Below are 15441 nucleotides of genomic sequence, written 5' to 3'. Positions count from 1 at the left end.
TGTCCCGGATGTCGCCCGTTGCCTGACGTTTACGCTAGATCGTGATCTGGCCGGTGGCGAGGAGCGCCACGGCGATGACGGCGACCACGACGATAAAGGCAGCGAGCAGCTTCTCTCGACCGGAGATCACGGTTGCGCTTCCATAATCATGTCGGGCCTTGACGTAGAACGCGAGCCCCGGAACATAGCCGATGCAGCAGAGCATGAGCAGGTCTACGCCGGCGAGAAGGATGGCGATGACGAGGAACGCCGTTGCGAACACCGAGAGGGCGAGCGCGGAACCGGAATGCTCGACTTCACGCCGCTTCGCGAGCTTGACCATATATGCGGACGCGAGGGCCCACGAGATGACGATCGATGCGGTGCAGAGCGAATAGGCGAATTGATACGCCGCCTCGGAGAACAGCATCACGATCGAGAGTAGCTGGATCATGAACCCGGTGATGATGAGGCAGCTCGTAGGGGCGTTGTGGTCGTTGAGTTTGCTGAACGAGCGAGGTAGCAGCTCCATGCGGGCCATGCGGTTCATGGCTTCGGAGGCCAGTATGGTGTACGAGAGCCATGCGCCGAAAATCGAGATGACGAGCCCGCCCGAGATGAAGGCGCCGCCCCAGGGTCCGACGACTTCTTGGAAGATGTAGGCCATGGACGGAGACCCCATCTGCAGCAGCTCGTCGCGCGTGAGGTAGCCATAGGGGAGAACCGATGCCGCAACGTAGATGACAACGAGCGCCGTCACCCCGAGAATCGTCGCACGCGACACGTCGCTTTTGCGCTCGGCGCGGTGCCCGAGCACGCTCGCGCCCTCCATGCCGACGAACACCCACATCATGACCATGAAGCAGTTGATGATCTGGGTGCCCACGCTTCCGGGCGCATCGGGGCCGCCAAGGTTGTTGGCGACATTGCCCCAGAAATCGGCGGTGAAGACATCGAAGCTGAACATGAGCAGCATCGCGACGATGAACACGAAGATGGGGACGAGCTTGCAGATCATCACGATGGCGTTCACCACTGAGGCCTCTTCGATGCCGTGGTTCACGAGGAGCACGATAAGCCAGTTGATCACCGAGATGAATATGACGGCGCCCACGGTGAGCTCTCCCGCGAACGGTGGGAAGAAGTAGCCGATGGCGGTGGCGAGCATGACGCCGAATGCGACGTTGCCAATCCAGATGGAGAGCCAGTAGCCCCATCCCGAGACGAAGCCCACGAAGGGGCCGAAGCCCTCGCGCGCATAGGCGACGATGCCATCGAGGTTGGGGCGCTCGAGCGACAGTCTGCCGAACGTGTTCGCAAGCGCGATGAAACCGATTCCGGTGATAAGCCATGCGATGATGGCGGGACCGGGTGCTGCGGCGGCAGAGATATCCGTCGAGAGGGCGAAGACGCCCGAGCCGATCGAGGAGGAGATGACGAGCGCGATGAGGCCTATGAGCCCGATGCCCTTCTTGTGAGGCGCGGTGGTGGCAGAGGTCTCAGTCGTCTGATCCATGGCAAGCTCCCTATCCGTCCAAAAAATACAGGCAACCACTTTTAGTACTGCTGTAACGTGCTAAAAGGCTGCCTCTATATTCATTATGATACGGATTTGGCTACATCTTTATACGAAGGGGCGCCATGAATTCCGTCAGCGGTCATGCATCCGGCGCAGATGGCCTCTTCGAGCACGCGGGTGGCGGCGAGGCCCATGAGGTCGATGGGAATATCGATGCACCCAAGTTCCCCGGAGGCGAGGACGTAGATGGTGTCGCCGTCATTCGAGGTGTGCGTAGGACGGATCGTGTGCGCGTAGGCGTCGGCAGCCATCTGCGCGACTTTGGTTGCCTGGGCTTTGGTAAGCCGGGCGTTGGTGATGATGCACGAGATGGTGGTGTTGGTGCGGTCGAGCGGCATGGAGAGGCCGTCTGAGTCGGCGAGCATGGCTTCTTCCATGCTGACGATCTCGAGGCTGTCAGGTGCGCTGCGCATGCCCGCGATGAAGGAACCGGTGCGCGGATCAACGACGTTACCGCAGGGATTGACGACGGCGACGGCACCAACGCGAAGCAGGCCAAGTTCGATGGCGCGCGCGCCGAGGCCGCCCTTCATGAGCATGCTCGGCCCGCGGAGCTTGCCCACCGTGGCTCCGGTTCCGGCTCCCACCGTGCCCTCGGGGACACAGGTGCTGTCACCGTCGAGGGCTGCACGGGTCGCGCTGATGCCCTCCTGAACGCCGGGACGGACGCTCGCATCGCCGAATGCGAGGTCGAAGATGCAGCTTGAGCATACGATGGGCACGCGCGTCGGGCCAACATCGAGTCCGATACCGCGAGCCTCGAGTTCACGTGCCACGCCCGATGCAGCCTCGAGGCCGAAGGCTGAGCCGCCGGAAAGGCAGACGGCATGCACGACATCGACGGTGTTCTCGGGACGAAGTAGGTCGGTTTCGCGCGAAGCCGGTGCTCCGCCGCGCACGTCAACGCCTCCCGTGGCACCTTGCTCTGCAACGATGACGGTGCATCCCGTGGCGGCGTCCCGATTCGTAAAGTGGCCGATGCGGAACCCTTCGATGCTGCTGATGGGAATGGGTTGCCAGGTGCTCGATGCGCTCATGGCTATCCTCCTCTCTGGGACGGTGTCTAGAGCGTTCTCAGCCGACGCACGACCTCGGCGATGGGCAGCCCAACGACGTTGTAGAAATCTCCCTCGATGCCGCGGACGAGCATGCGTCCGCCCGCTCCCTGGATACCGTAGGCGCCAGCCTTGTCCATGGGCTCACCCGTCGCGATATAGGCATCGATTTCCTCATCGCTGAGCTCGTAAAACGTGACGGACGTCTTGGCGACAAACGAGATGGGCGGTTCGTCCCCTAGGCACCGCGGAGCGTCCTCGGCGCACTGCGCGATGCAGACGCCGGTCGCGACGGTGTGGGTGCGCCCGGAGAGGCGGCGGAGCATGGCGTGCGCATCCTCGGCATCCACGGGCTTGCCGAGGACGATGCCGTCGATGGTGACGATGGTGTCAGCGGCGAGAACGACCTCTGAGGGCTCGGCGTGTGCGCGCAGAGCGGTTGCGGCCTTTGTGCACGCGAGGCGGTCGACGAGCGAGAAGGGGTCTTCTCCCGGAAGCGGCGCCTCGTTCACGTCGGCGGGCAGGATGCGGACGTCGTAGCCCGCCTCGCGCATGAGCTCGATGCGGCGCGGGGATTGCGAGGCGAGTATCATAGCTGGATGCCCTCGCGCACCTTCTCTACGGCTCGCTCACCGGCGATATCGCCGAGCACGGCGAGTGCGAACGGCAGCGCCTGGCCCATGCCGGACGCGGTGATGATGTTGCCGTCTACAATGACGGTCTTTTCGCCCGCAAACGTGCCTGCTGGGAAGCTCTTATCGAAACCGGGGAAGCAGGTGGCACGGCGTCCGACCAGAAGCCCGAGCTCGCCGAGAATGGAGGGAGCGGCGCAGATTGCGGCGACATGCTTTTTCGTGGCAAACTCGCGCACGAGGTTGCACACGCGCTCGTCACGGCGCAGGTTGGTCGCGCCGGGCAGGCCGCCGGGAAGCACGATGTAGTCATAGTCGTCGAAATCGACCTCTTCGAGGGTGCAGTCGCAGGTGATTTCGATCTGCTGCGAGCTCACGGCATCGCGAGTCGACATGGTAGACACGAGGGAGACGCGCACGCCGCCTCGCCGAAGCACATCGACCATCGTGAGGCATTCGATTGTTTCAAATCCATCGGCAACGAGCACGGCGACTGCGCTCATAGGGGCTCCCTTCATACGTATGCGTCCTGCGATCTTCGCAGATTTCAGACGACTTATACCCGAACTGCACGGGCGCAAGACACGAGATGCGGCGATGAGCCATCCGTATCGACGCAGCGCTAGGCGCGCGAAAGGTGCACGACAGTCTCACAGTGATACGTTTGCGGGAAAAGGTCTACCGGCGTGATCGCCGTCGCCTTGAACGTTCCGTCTTCGCGGAAACGGGCGAGGTCGCGCGCCAGCGTTGCCGGATCGCAGGATACGTAAGCGACGTCGCGCGCGGAGGTGCCAGCGATGAGCTCGATGGCTTCGGCCGCAAGGCCGGCGCGCGGGGGGTCGACCACGAGCACGTCGGCATCGTCGCCGGGGAATTCGCGCACCGCGTCGCCTCCGATCGCGTCGACGTTGTCGAGCCCGGCGCGCTCGATGTTGCGGCGCAGGTCCCGAACGGCGGGGCCGTATGATTCAACCGCTGCGACCCAGCTGCATCGGCGTGCGAGCGGCAGCGTGAACGTTCCCGCGCCGCAATACAGATCGAGCGCAACGTCGTCGGGCCCGGGTTTGAGGGCGTCGACGACAAGCTCGATGAGAAGCTCGGCTGCTGCTGTATTGACCTGGAAAAACGAGGGCGCGGAGATGCGCATGGTTTCCTCGCCGATTCGCTCTGTCCAAGACCCCTGGCCAGCGAGAAGCTCGTTTTTCTCTACGCGCCGCGCCGCGCGGTCTCCCTTGGTGAGTACGCGGACGACGCTCGTGGGTTTGACGGCGTCATCGAGCACGCGCGCCACGTGGGCACGCGGGAACCCGCCCGTCGGGGTCCAGAGCGCAACTTCGAGCGCTTTGGTGCGCCGGCTCGCTCGAATGCCCACGCGCTCAAGGTTGAGGTCGCGCGAATTACCGAGATAGGAGAGGGCGCCCGTGACCGCCTTGATTGCCTTGGACGCAGTGCTCTCGAATAGGGGGCACCGATCAACCTTGATGATCTGGTCGGGGTCGATGCCATGCATCCCAAGTCGAAGGCGACCGTTTTCGCTGTGCACGCCGAGCTCGACCTTGTTGCGGTAGCCCCATGCATCCTTCGTGTAGCGAATCGGCTGCACGAGGTCGTTGATTTCTTCGGGGGTGAAATGGCCTATGCGCTGGAGCGCCGAGCGCAGGTTTTCTTCTTTAGCGTGCAACTGGGTCTCTCGGTCGAGCGCTCCCCAAGGGCAGCCACCGCAAACACCCACGAAGGGGCAGGGGGGCGTGACGCGCATCCCGGATGGTTCGATGATATTGGTGGCTCGGGCTCGCGAGAACGATGGACCGTCTGAAGTTAGCTCGGCATCTACCACGTCGCCGACGACGCCTCCCGCGACGAAGACCGTCTTGCCTTCGTCGGTATGCGCGATGCCATCGGCACTGTAACCCATGCGTTCAATGGTGAGCCTCATGAAACCCCTTCGGTCGTAGTGTTCGTCAAAAGTGTAGCCGAAAGCAGCGGTTAGGGTTGCCGGTGCGCGCAGCTCCTCTCGAATCGCAGCCCTGCATCCGCATGTTGTGAATGCAGGTGCAGGCGCCGGTGGTGCTGGCGCAGCGCGGTTGCCACGGAAATAGAAATTAATGCACCCACTATTGGCGCATTTTTGGCTAGAAATCGAAAAGGTGGGAGGGCATTAAATAGAAGAATCGTTTTGTGTCTCATCGGATGGCCTTGCGGTCGATCATTTGGAGCGGCGAGGGCGCCGCGTATCGCCTACAGGTATTGGGCGCCCAGCAACTGGGAAGCCCCGGCATTCATTCCAGTGCGTTCCGCCTGAGCCAATGCTTTGCTTATGCGAGCGCCCGCCGCAAACCCCGTGAAGATAAGGGGGTTTGCGGCGGGCGCTCGGGTTGGTGTATGCGGCAAACGCGTTCGTTGGCGTACGACGATCAGGCCATGTCTGGCAGCGTTTCCGATTGCGCTCAAAAGCAGCAGTATCGGTACGGCTCTGGCATGGGCGCCGGGTCGCTTCCGATAGCGTTCGGCTCTGTACGCCTACTTACCGCGCTCTTCAGGCGTGCCTACGAAAAGCGTTTTGAGGCCGATGCCGATAAGGGCGAGGCCTGCACGGAAGCGGCCGGGCTTGCGCTTGGCAAGCGTGGTGGTGGCAGCAAAACGAGCTGAGCTGGAGTCTTTTGCCTGCTCACCATGCTCGTCTTCGGGGTCTATAACCGTTGCTTTCACGCTGGTCGCTTGCGCCTCTTGGGTGGTTGCGGGCGGTGCTACAGGGACTGCCTTCGGCTCGGCGCAGGAAGATGACTCGGTTACTGCAGCGGGCGGTTCGGGCGCAACGTCCGCCGATTGCGGCGTCGCATCACGATAGGAAACTGCTTCGGCTTCCTGCGCAGCTTGCTCTGCAGCAGAGGAACGATCGGCTATGTGATCCATCGCGGGATCGATGCGCGCGCCGTCCGCCCCCGCGGTAGATGCGGGTGCCGCGGCAGGCGCCGCTGCTGCTTTAGTGCCGTCGATGCCGGCGGCTTCTGTGCCGGCGCCGTCGGACGACGCGACGCGAGCGTCGGCAGCCGCCACGGCTGCTGCCTCTCGTTTCTGCTGCGCCACCGCGCGCGCGGCCGCGGCAAGCACCGCCTTCGCTGCCTCGTAGTCTTCCTGGCTCTCGGCTACCTGAGGCTCCGCCTGCTTTTCCTTCTTGTGCTTCTGCTCTGCCGCCGCGGCTGCGCGCGCATAGGCATGCTTAAGCAGGTATTCCTGCGAGTTGAAGGGCATGGCATCATCGCTGCGCCCAATCTTCTCCCAGGTGCCCGTATTCGAGAGCTCGCGCGCCTTCACGTTGTCTTCCAGCTGCGCGTGCATATAGCTCTGTACCATCTCGCGGCAAGTGGCGTCGAGCACGGGGTAGGCAATCTCCACGCGGTGCTCGGTGTTGCGCGTCATCATATCGGCGGAAGAAAGGTACACGATATCGTTGTCAACGCCGAAGGAGTACACGCGGGCATGCTCTAGGAAGCGCCCGACGATGGAGCGGATGTGCACGTTCTCGGTCTTGCCCGCGATGCCCGGCAGCAAACACGAGATGCCACGAATGATCATCTCCACCTCGACGCCCGCTTGCGAGGCCTCGGCGATCTTGTCGATGACCTCACGGTCGGTGAGCGAGTTCATCTTGAAGAAGACGCGTGCAGGCTCGCCTGCGCGGGCGCGGTCGATTTCACGGTTCAGCCCGTTCATGATGAGCGGCTTCAGGCCTGCCGGCGCTACGCCCAGGTAGCGATAGTCGCCGGAGAGATTGCCAAGCGCCAGGTTGCGGAAGAACGCGTTCGCATCCTCGCCGATGCCGGGGTGGGCGGTCATGAGCATGAAGTCGGAGTACAACCGCGCGGTCTTCTCGTTGAAGTTGCCCGTACCCAGGAGCGTGATGCGCGTGAGCGCCATGCCCTCGCGATAGGTGATCTGGCAGATCTTGGAGTGGCACTTGAAGCCCTCGGAACCGTAGATGACGGTGCACCCGGCCTCTTCCAAGCGCTCTGCCCATTCGATGTTGTTCTGCTCGTCGAAACGGGCGCGGAGTTCCATGAGCACCGTGACCTCTTTGCCGTTCTCGGCGGCATCGATGAGCGATTCGCACAGGCGGCTCTGCTTGGCCACGCGGTAGAGGGTGATCTTGATGGAAATGCACGAGTCGTCGAAGGCGGCCTGATGCATGAGGTCGAGCAGCGGACTCATCGATTCATACGGGTAGAACAGGAGCTTGTCGCCTTCGATGACCTGCTCGCGCATGGGGCGAGACATGTCGAACATCGAGCTCGTCTGCGGCTTGAAGGGCGGGAAGAGCAGGTCCGCTCGATGGTTGGGCAGATGGTTCTCGACGCTGTAGATATAGCCGAGGTCGAGCGGCGTGGCGTAGGAGAGCACGGAGCGCGCCGGGAGCCCGAGCGATTTGCGGATGCTCTTGAGCGTGGTCGCTTCGAGCGAGCCTTGGACCTGGAGGGCAACCGGCTGGAGGCGCAGGCGCTTCTTCAGGATCTTCTTCATGTGCTGGCGATAGTCCTCGTCTTCCTCGACGCCCTCACCGTCGGGGTCGATATCGGCGTTGCGCGTCACGCGCACGACGGCACGGCCGGCCGGTGCATACGCGCCGAAGCAGCTCGGAAGGCAGGCGAGGATGACATCCTCGAGCAGGATGAAGCGGAACGTGCCCGTCTCGGAGGGCATCGCTACCACGCGGTTCATAGAGGCGGGGACCTCGATGAGGCCGATGAGGTTCTCCTCTTCCTCGCTTTCGAGGGCGCAGACGATATACAGCGCGCCGTTTCGCAGGTTGGGGAAGGGGTGCCGCGGATCGATCACGAACGGCGAGATGACCGGCGACACGTACGACTGGAAGTACCCCTCCACGAACGTGCGCTCGTCTCCGGTGAGCTCGTCAGCCCCGATGCGGTAGACGCCGTAGCTCTGCAGCTCGCTCTCGATCTTTTCGACGATGTCGTTCTGCCGTTTGATGAGCGGCGGCAAGCTCGAGAAGATGAGCTCGATTTGCTCGGAGGGGGTGAGGTTGCTCTTGTTGTCGACTGGCTGGCGCTTAAGCGTGGCGAGGTCGGAGAGGCCGCCCACGCGGATCATGAAGAACTCGTCGAGGTTCGATTGGAAGATCGCGGCGAAGTTGAGGCGCTCGAAAAGAGGAACCGTCTCGTCGTAGGCCTCCTCGAGCACGCGGTCGTCAAAGCGCAGCCAGCTGATTTCGCGGTTTTGCGTGTACGAGAAGTCATAGCGCGACGATTTGTCGATGACCTCGGCGCTCTTGTGGCGCTTCCTCGCGCCTTTATCCCTCTTGGGGTCTTTCGGCTTAGCGTCCTTGGTGGCCTTTGCGTCCTTAGAAGATGCCATGGTTGCTCCGTTATCTAGGTATGAGCGCGCCCCCGCGCGCAGTATATATGCATGCAGCTACTTTATACGTGTTAGCAGATGATTGCAGTGACGTTTCGAAAGCTTTATGAACTGCTTACGTCTTGGGGCAGCGTGCCGGGGGCAACGGTGCCCTGCCGTTCGCGGCACGCAAAAACCGGTGAACGGCACCCGTTCCGTGGGCGAGCGGTGCTAATCGGGCCGTAAACGGTCCAAAACTCGCAATATGTGAATAAAAGCAACTTACGAATGAATATGAAACGAAAGGCAAAACCCTGTTGATGCCATGGCCCGTGCGTTATAGCTGAGGTAACAATATGCAAATTAATAGCAAATTTATCCATTTGATATGTACGAAAGAAAAAAAAGCGTCAATATTTGCCCACGTAATCACTTTATTTAAGCAAAGTGAGCTACGTGGCAATTATTACGAGATATACCGTTCCCCTCTAATTTGATACCGTTGGCGGATGCTTTCGGCATACGTCGAAATATTGGATATAACTATAACTGTGTGCATACAGCACCCGGGCACCCGGGTGCTTGGCTGGCTGCGTGGGCGAATAACCCGGCAGCCGAGAAAGAAAGGTAGGAGGACATGACGAAAGGCTTGCATGTAACAAGCGAGATCGGGCAGCTGAAGAAAGTCTGCCTGCATCGCCCGGGCGACGAGCTGCTCAATCTGCCGCCCGATGAGCTCGAGCGCCTGCTCTTCGACGATGTTCCGTTCCTCGAGGTCGCGCAGCAGGAGCATGATCGCTTCGCCGAGATCCTACGCGAGCAGGGCGTCGAGGTGCTGTACCTCGAGAAGCTCGTCGCTGAGGCCTTCGACGCGGTGCCCGAGGCGCGCGCTGAGTTCCAGAAGCAGTGGCTCGATGAGGCCGGAATCAAGGGCAAGATGGCCCCGCAGGCCGTGAGCGAGCTCCTCGATTCCATCACCGACAACTTCGAGTACGTCAAGAAGACCATGGCCGGTATCACCAAGGCCGAGGTCGAGATGCCGCACACGAGCTCGGTGACCCTCGACTCCCTGGTGAACACCGAGAGCGAGTCCGACCTCATCGTCGACCCGATGCCCAACCTCTACTTCACCCGCGACCCGTTCGCCGTGGTGGGCACTGGCGTGAACCTGAACCGTATGTACTCGGTCACCCGTAACCGCGAGACCCTGTACGGCAAGTACATCTTCAAGTATCACCCCGATTACAAGGATGTCTCGCTGTACTTCCGTCGCGACGCCTCCTTCCACACCGAGGGCGGCGACGTGCTCAACATCAACGAGCACACCATCGCGGTCGGCATCTCCCAGCGCACCCAGGCTGCGGCCATCGACGTCATGGCGCAGAACATGTTCTGGAACTCCGACTCCAAGATCGACACGATCCTCGCGTTCGACATCCCCGTGTCCCGTGCCTTCATGCACCTCGACACCGTGTTCACGCAGATCGATGTCGATAAGTTCACCATCCATCCCGCCATCATGGGCACCCTCAAGGTGTACAAGCTCACCCCGGGCAAGAACCCCGGCGAGGTCGATATCACCGAGACCACCGATACGCTCGAGCACGTGCTCGCTTCGGCGCTCGGCATCGACGCCGTGAAGCTCATCCCCTGCGGTGGCGGCGACCCGATCGCGGCTGCCCGCGAGCAGTGGAACGACGGCTCCAACACCCTCGCCGTCGCCCCTGGCAAGATCTGCGTGTACCAGCGCAACAACGTCACCAACGACGTCCTCTACAAGGAGGGCATGGAGCTGCTCGTCGTGCCTTCGGCCGAGCTCTCCCGTGGCCGTGGCGGCCCGCGCTGCATGAGCATGCCGTTCTGGCGCGAGGACCTGTAACAGTTGGATATTGACGGCGCCCCGCGCCCGGGGCGCCGTCATACTTACTATCCAGGGCACGTGGTGCCCACAATGCACGGATTTCTATTCGAAAGGACTAACCATGGGTGTCAACCTCTCCGGCCGCAGCTTCCTGCGTCTGCTCGATTTCTCCACCGAGGAGATCGAGTACCTGCTCAAGCTCTCCCGCAACTTCAAGGATCTCAAGCGCACGGGCACCCCGCACCGCTATCTTGAGGGCAAGAACATCGTCCTGCTGTTCCAGAAGACCTCCACGCGCACCCGCTGCGCCTTCGAGGTCGGCGCCATGGACCTCGGCATGGGCGTGACCTACCTCGACCCGGGCAGCTCGCAGATGGGCAAGAAGGAGTCCATCGAGGACACCGCCCGCGTGCTCGGCCGCATGTATGACGGCATCGAGTTCCGTGGCTTCGCCCAGGAGGACGTCGAGGAGCTCGCCGCCAAGTCCGGCGTGCCGGTGTGGAACGGCCTCACCGACCTCTGGCATCCCACCCAGATGCTCGCCGACATCCTGACCGTTCAGGAGAACTTCAACTACGACATCAAGGGCAAGACCCTCGTCTTCATGGGCGACGCCAAGAACAACGTGGCCCGCTCCCTCATGGTCGTGTGCGCTAAGCTCGGCATGAACTTCGTGGCCTGCGGCCCGAAGGAGTGCATGCCCGCTTCCGACGTCGTCGATGCATGCGAGCCGATCGCCAAGGCCAACGGCTGCACCATCACCCTCACCGAGGATCCTAAGGCTGCCTGCACCGGTGCCCACGTCATCTACACCGACGTGTGGGTCTCCATGGGTGAGCCCGACGAGGTCTGGACCGAGCGCATCAATCAGCTCGAGGCTTATCGTGTTACCCAGGAGCTCATGGACCTCGCTGATCCTTCGGCGATCTTCCTGCACTGCCTCCCGAGCTTCCACGACACCAACACCACCATCGGCGCCGATATCGCCAAGAAGTTCGGCGTCACCGAGATGGAGGTCACCGACGAGGTCTTCGAGGGCCCGCAGTCCAAGGTCTTCGACGAGGCCGAGAACCGCATGCACACCATCAAGGCCGTGATGTACGCGACGCTCAAGTAGTCTTGGCTGTTCGGACGTCGCCCGGGCGCACCTGTGCCCCGCGCCCGGGCATGTCCTCTCCGCGTCATGACTGGATAGCACGGCACGGCAGCCATGGCGCTTTTTCGACCATCTTCTCCAAATCACAGAAAGGAGGGGAATGATTATGGCTGAAGCTACCAAGAAAAAGCGCGGTATGCTATCGTCCTTCACCATTCTTCTTCTCCTGCTCGCCATCGTGGCGGTCATCACCGTTATCGTGGCGGGATTTGCCCCCGACCAGGTAACGGCGGCCAAGCTGAGCGACTTCTTCACCGCTCCCGTCAAGGGCTTCACTGATGCTCTGCCGGTGTGCCTCTTCGTGATGATCCTGGGCGGCTTCCTCGGTATGATGACCAAGACCGGCGCCCTCGATAACGGCATCGCTGTGCTCGTTAAGAAGCTCAAGGGCAATGAGCTCGCCATCATCCCCGTTCTTATGATCATCTTCTCGCTCGGTGGTACCACCTATGGTATGTGCGAGGAGACCGTTCCGTTCTACGCGCTGCTTGCCGCCACCATGATGGCCGCCGGCTTCGATCCGCTCGTGGGTGCCGCGACGGTCCTTCTGGGCGCTGGCTGCGGCTGCCTTGGCTCCACGGTGAACCCGTTCGCCGTCGGCGCCGCGGTGGACTCCCTGCGCGGCGTGGGCATTGAGGTCAACCAGGCCATCATCATCGGGCTCGGCGCGGTCCTCTGGATCGCCACGACCGCGATTTCCATCTTCTTCGTGATGAGCTATGCCAAGAAGGTCAAGGCCGACAAGGGCTCGACCATCCTCTCCATGCAGGAGCTCCAGAACGCCGAAGAGGCGCACGGTGCTGCTGCGGCCGAGGTGAACAAGGACGTCAAGCTCACCGGTCGCCAGAAGGGCGTTCTCGTGATCTTCGCCTTCACCTTCGTCGTCATGATCTTGGGCTTCATCCCCATCGGCGACCTCAACGCCGACGTTGCCGGCTTCTTCGATGCCGGATCTGCTTATGAGACCGTCGAGACTGAGATTACGAGCGACGACCTTGCCGCTGCGTATGACGACTCGAACGGGTCTGTGACCACCATGGACGGCACCGTTGAGGGCGTCTCTGAGTCCGAGGTCCAGACTTCGCAGGGTTGGTCTGCTATCGTTACCGGCCTTCCGATCGGCCAGTGGTACTTCGATGAGGCCTCCACGTGGTTCTTCATCATGGCTATCGTCATCGGCATCGTGGGTGGCCTCTCCGAGAAAGAGATCGTGAACACCTTCATCGCCGGTGCCGCCGATATGATGAGCGTCGTGCTGATCATCGCGCTTGCGCGCGGCATCTCCGTCCTCATGGCAGCGACGGGCCTGGATACCTACGTGCTCACGCAGGCGGCAAACGCGCTCTCCGGCGTGTCCGGCATCCTCTTCGCGCCGCTCGCGTGGATCCTTTACTTCGGCCTCAGCTTCCTCATCCCCTCGACCTCCGGTATGGCGACGGTGTCCATGCCCATCATGGGCCCGCTGGCCGCTCAGCTCGGCTTCTCGCCTGAGGTCATGGTGATGATCTTCAGCTCTGCCATCGGCGTGGTGAACCTCTTCACCCCGACCTCCGGCGCCATCATGGGTGGCCTTGCGCTCGCCCGTATCGAGTGGACCACCTGGCTCAAGTTTGCGCTGAAGATCGTTGTGGTGCTCTCTGTGGTGTCCGCGGTCATCTGCACCGTTGCGATTATGGTCCTCTAGCGGCTCTACACTCCTCTCTCACCGCTAGTCGACGTGAACCCTGCGCACCGCTTGTCTCCTGTGGTTCGCAGCGGGTAAGCGTATCGTCGAGCCGGACATGCGCATGGGCGAATGCCCGGTAAGACCCTACCTTTCTGCCCCCTTCCGTACCGTGCGCGGAAGGGGGCGACTTTGTATGTTCCCGGTCCGGCGTGCTGCCAAGCCTGTGGTGCTCGCCGCTTCGCGGAATCTGTCTTCGCGTTCGCATGAGCAAAGGCATTTTCAACTTTTGGGCACTTTAAGCCCGGGCACTCAAGTACGGTCGTTTCTTACTTGCCGTCTACCTGTGGTTTTGGTGCCAGCTTGGCATTGTCTACTTGGCGCATCGCTGTTTGAGTGCCCAAAAGTTGAAAAGTCGTCTGCGATCTGTGTCCTATGTGGCGGGTTTCGCCTCTGCGCGCCCTATTGTGTGCGGGGAATGGGGTGCGGGAAGCCGGGGGTGGGCGCACAGACGGGCTCTGGTATGCTGTCGAAGTTACAAACGAGCGATGGGAGCGATGCATGCGCCAAGGATTCGATAACGAGAAGTACATTGAGTTGCAGGCAGGGCAGATCAAGAAGCGGATCGAACAATTCGGCGGCAAGCTCTACCTCGAATTCGGCGGCAAGCTCTTTGACGACTACCACGCCTCGCGCGTTCTTCCCGGCTTCGAGCCCTCGGCGAAGTTTCGCATGCTCAAGAGCATCTCGCAGGACGTTGAGGTCATCATCGCCATCAATGCGAACGATATCGAGAAGAACAAGGCTCGCGGAGACCTTGGCATCACCTACGATGAGGACGTCTTGCGCCTAGCCGACATCTTCCGCAGCAACGGTCTTCCCGTCGCAGCGGTCGTGCTCACGCAGTATGCGGCGCAGCCCGCTGCCGACGTGTTCCGCCGCCGTCTTGAGATGCTTGGCATCACCTGCAAGCTGCACTATCCCATCGAGGGATATCCCCACGACATCGACCTCATCGTTTCGGAGGAGGGGTACGGCAAGAACGAGTTCGTCGAGACCACGCGCCCGCTTGTCGTGGTGACGGCGCCGGGCCCCGGTTCGGGCAAGCTCGCAACCTGCCTTTCCCAGGTGTACCACGAGCATAGCCGTGGCGTCTCGGTGGGCTATGCGAAGTTCGAGACCTTCCCCGTGTGGAACCTGCCGCTCAACCATCCTGTGAACATTGCCTACGAGGCGGCCACCGTGGACCTCGACGATTCGAACATCATCGACTCCTTCCATTTGGACGCTTATGGCGAGACGACGGTGAACTACAACCGCGACGTCGAAGCGTTCCCGGTGGTCAAGTCGCTTATGGAGAAGATTTTGGGCGAGAGCCCCTATCAGAGCCCCACGGATATGGGCGTCAATATGGTTGGGTTCGCCATCGAGGACGATGAGGCCTGTCGCGAGGCGGCGCGCATGGAGATCGTGCGGCGCTACTTCTCGGCTGCCGTGAACGTCAAGCGCACCGGAACCGGCCAGGAGCAGGTGGATAAGCTCAAGGTCATCATGAAGAAGGCGGGGGTCACCAAGGATTACTCGCCTGCGCGATCGGCTGCGCTGCTCAAGGAGGAGACCACGGGTGCTCCGGTGGGTGCGATGGTGCTACCCGACGGGACGGTCGTGACCGGTAAGACCTCGGAGCGCCTCGGTGCTGCAAGCTCGCTCCTCATGAACGCGCTCAAGAGCGTGACCGGCGTCGACATGGAGCTCGAGGTCATCGCAGACGAGGCTATCGAGCCCATCAGCCGGCTCAAGACCGCGCAGCTCGGAAGCAGGAACCCTCGTCTGCACCCTGATGAGACGCTCATCGCGCTTTCGATCACCTCGGCAACGAGCGAGGTGGCGGCTCGTGTGCTCGCGGGCCTGCCGAAGCTCAGGGGTTGCGATGCGTTCTTCTCGGTCATCATCTCCTCGACGGATGAGGCGCTGCTCAAGAAGCTCGGCATTAATGTGTGCTGCGAGCCCAAGTACGAGCGCCACACGTTCTACCATCGATAGAGGCCTGCGATCTGCCCCCATCGTTCCCGCAGGTATCGCACTTATTTCACGAGATGCCCACAACTTTTACGTTTCCTGACATTGAGGCTTGCGCGGGCACAGGGGTTCCCGTAATATGTCTACC

The 15441-nt window shown here is 61.6% G+C and carries 10 protein-coding genes; 4 read left to right on the top strand and 6 right to left on the bottom strand.

Going from position 1 to position 15441, the window contains the following annotated elements:
• Nucleotides 1-34 precede the first annotated feature (34 nt).
• From HGEM_RS06045 to ppk1, 6 genes are all read right to left on the bottom strand, one after another.
• On the bottom strand, nt 35-1495 hold the full coding sequence (locus HGEM_RS06045) for a basic amino acid/polyamine antiporter (RefSeq protein WP_019128530.1): 1461 nt from the start codon (nt 1493-1495) through the stop codon (nt 35-37).
• A gap of 83 nt (nt 1496-1578) precedes the next feature.
• Nucleotides 1579-2595 carry a P1 family peptidase gene (locus HGEM_RS06040; protein WP_019128529.1) on the bottom strand — a complete coding sequence of 339 codons (1017 nt, stop codon included), beginning with the start codon at nt 2593-2595 and terminating at the stop codon, nt 1579-1581.
• A gap of 26 nt (nt 2596-2621) precedes the next feature.
• The gene (locus HGEM_RS06035; RefSeq protein ID WP_019128528.1) at nt 2622-3206 is read right to left on the bottom strand and encodes a Maf family protein; all 585 of its coding nucleotides are present in this window, start codon (nt 3204-3206) and stop codon (nt 2622-2624) included.
• Nucleotides 3203-3748 carry a DJ-1 family glyoxalase III gene (locus HGEM_RS06030; protein WP_019128527.1) on the bottom strand — a complete coding sequence of 182 codons (546 nt, stop codon included), beginning with the start codon at nt 3746-3748 and terminating at the stop codon, nt 3203-3205. Before HGEM_RS06030 ends, HGEM_RS06035 begins: the two co-directional genes overlap by 4 nt.
• 119 nt (nt 3749-3867) lie before the next feature.
• A complete protein-coding gene (gene rlmD / locus HGEM_RS06025) occupies nt 3868-5181 on the bottom strand; it encodes a 23S rRNA (uracil(1939)-C(5))-methyltransferase RlmD (protein WP_019128526.1) in 1314 nt (437 codons plus the stop codon).
• Nucleotides 5182-5765: 584 nt separating this feature from the next.
• Nucleotides 5766-8615, bottom strand: coding sequence for a polyphosphate kinase 1 (gene ppk1, locus HGEM_RS06020; protein ID WP_019128525.1), 2850 nt, complete (start codon nt 8613-8615; stop codon nt 5766-5768).
• Between the two features lie 616 nt (nt 8616-9231).
• On the opposite strand from ppk1, the gene arcA reads away from it, so the two are divergent.
• The 4 genes from arcA (at nt 9232) to HGEM_RS06000 (ending at nt 15317) form a co-directional block, all read left to right on the top strand.
• Nucleotides 9232-10473 (top strand): arginine deiminase, encoded by a 1242-nt coding sequence (gene arcA / locus HGEM_RS06015; RefSeq protein ID WP_019128524.1) that lies wholly within the window; start codon nt 9232-9234, stop codon nt 10471-10473.
• Between the two features lie 103 nt (nt 10474-10576).
• Nucleotides 10577-11572, top strand: a complete 996-nt coding sequence (gene argF / locus HGEM_RS06010; protein ID WP_019128523.1) for an ornithine carbamoyltransferase — start codon at nt 10577-10579, stop codon at nt 11570-11572.
• A 145-nt stretch (nt 11573-11717) separates the two neighbouring features.
• Nucleotides 11718-13295 (top strand): YfcC family protein, encoded by a 1578-nt coding sequence (locus HGEM_RS06005; protein WP_035101455.1) that lies wholly within the window; start codon nt 11718-11720, stop codon nt 13293-13295.
• A 540-nt stretch (nt 13296-13835) separates the two neighbouring features.
• The gene (locus HGEM_RS06000) at nt 13836-15317 is read left to right on the top strand and encodes a DUF1846 domain-containing protein (protein WP_019128521.1); all 1482 of its coding nucleotides are present in this window, start codon (nt 13836-13838) and stop codon (nt 15315-15317) included.
• Nucleotides 15318-15441: the final 124 nt, after the last annotated feature.

Source organism: Enorma massiliensis phI (genome assembly GCF_000311845.1).
GTDB lineage: Bacteria > Actinomycetota > Coriobacteriia > Coriobacteriales > Coriobacteriaceae > Enorma > Enorma massiliensis.
This window is presented reverse-complemented; position numbering and strand designations above follow the sequence as displayed.

What these genes read in the sequence shown, in the direction of transcription:
- HGEM_RS06045 (WP_019128530.1), bottom strand. Translation starts at nt 1,495, where the DNA reads ATGGATCAGACGACTGAGACCTCTGCCACCACCGCGCCTCACAAGAAG.
- arcA (WP_019128524.1), top strand. Translation starts at nt 9,232, where the DNA reads ATGACGAAAGGCTTGCATGTAACAAGCGAGATCGGGCAGCTGAAGAAA.
- HGEM_RS06005 (WP_035101455.1), top strand. Translation starts at nt 11,718, where the DNA reads ATGGCTGAAGCTACCAAGAAAAAGCGCGGTATGCTATCGTCCTTCACC.
- HGEM_RS06030 (WP_019128527.1), bottom strand. Translation starts at nt 3,748, where the DNA reads ATGAGCGCAGTCGCCGTGCTCGTTGCCGATGGATTTGAAACAATCGAA.
- argF (WP_019128523.1), top strand. Translation starts at nt 10,577, where the DNA reads ATGGGTGTCAACCTCTCCGGCCGCAGCTTCCTGCGTCTGCTCGATTTC.
- HGEM_RS06000 (WP_019128521.1), top strand. Translation starts at nt 13,836, where the DNA reads ATGCGCCAAGGATTCGATAACGAGAAGTACATTGAGTTGCAGGCAGGG.
- ppk1 (WP_019128525.1), bottom strand. Translation starts at nt 8,615, where the DNA reads ATGGCATCTTCTAAGGACGCAAAGGCCACCAAGGACGCTAAGCCGAAA.
- rlmD (WP_019128526.1), bottom strand. Translation starts at nt 5,181, where the DNA reads ATGAGGCTCACCATTGAACGCATGGGTTACAGTGCCGATGGCATCGCG.
- HGEM_RS06035 (WP_019128528.1), bottom strand. Translation starts at nt 3,206, where the DNA reads ATGATACTCGCCTCGCAATCCCCGCGCCGCATCGAGCTCATGCGCGAG.
- HGEM_RS06040 (WP_019128529.1), bottom strand. Translation starts at nt 2,595, where the DNA reads ATGAGCGCATCGAGCACCTGGCAACCCATTCCCATCAGCAGCATCGAA.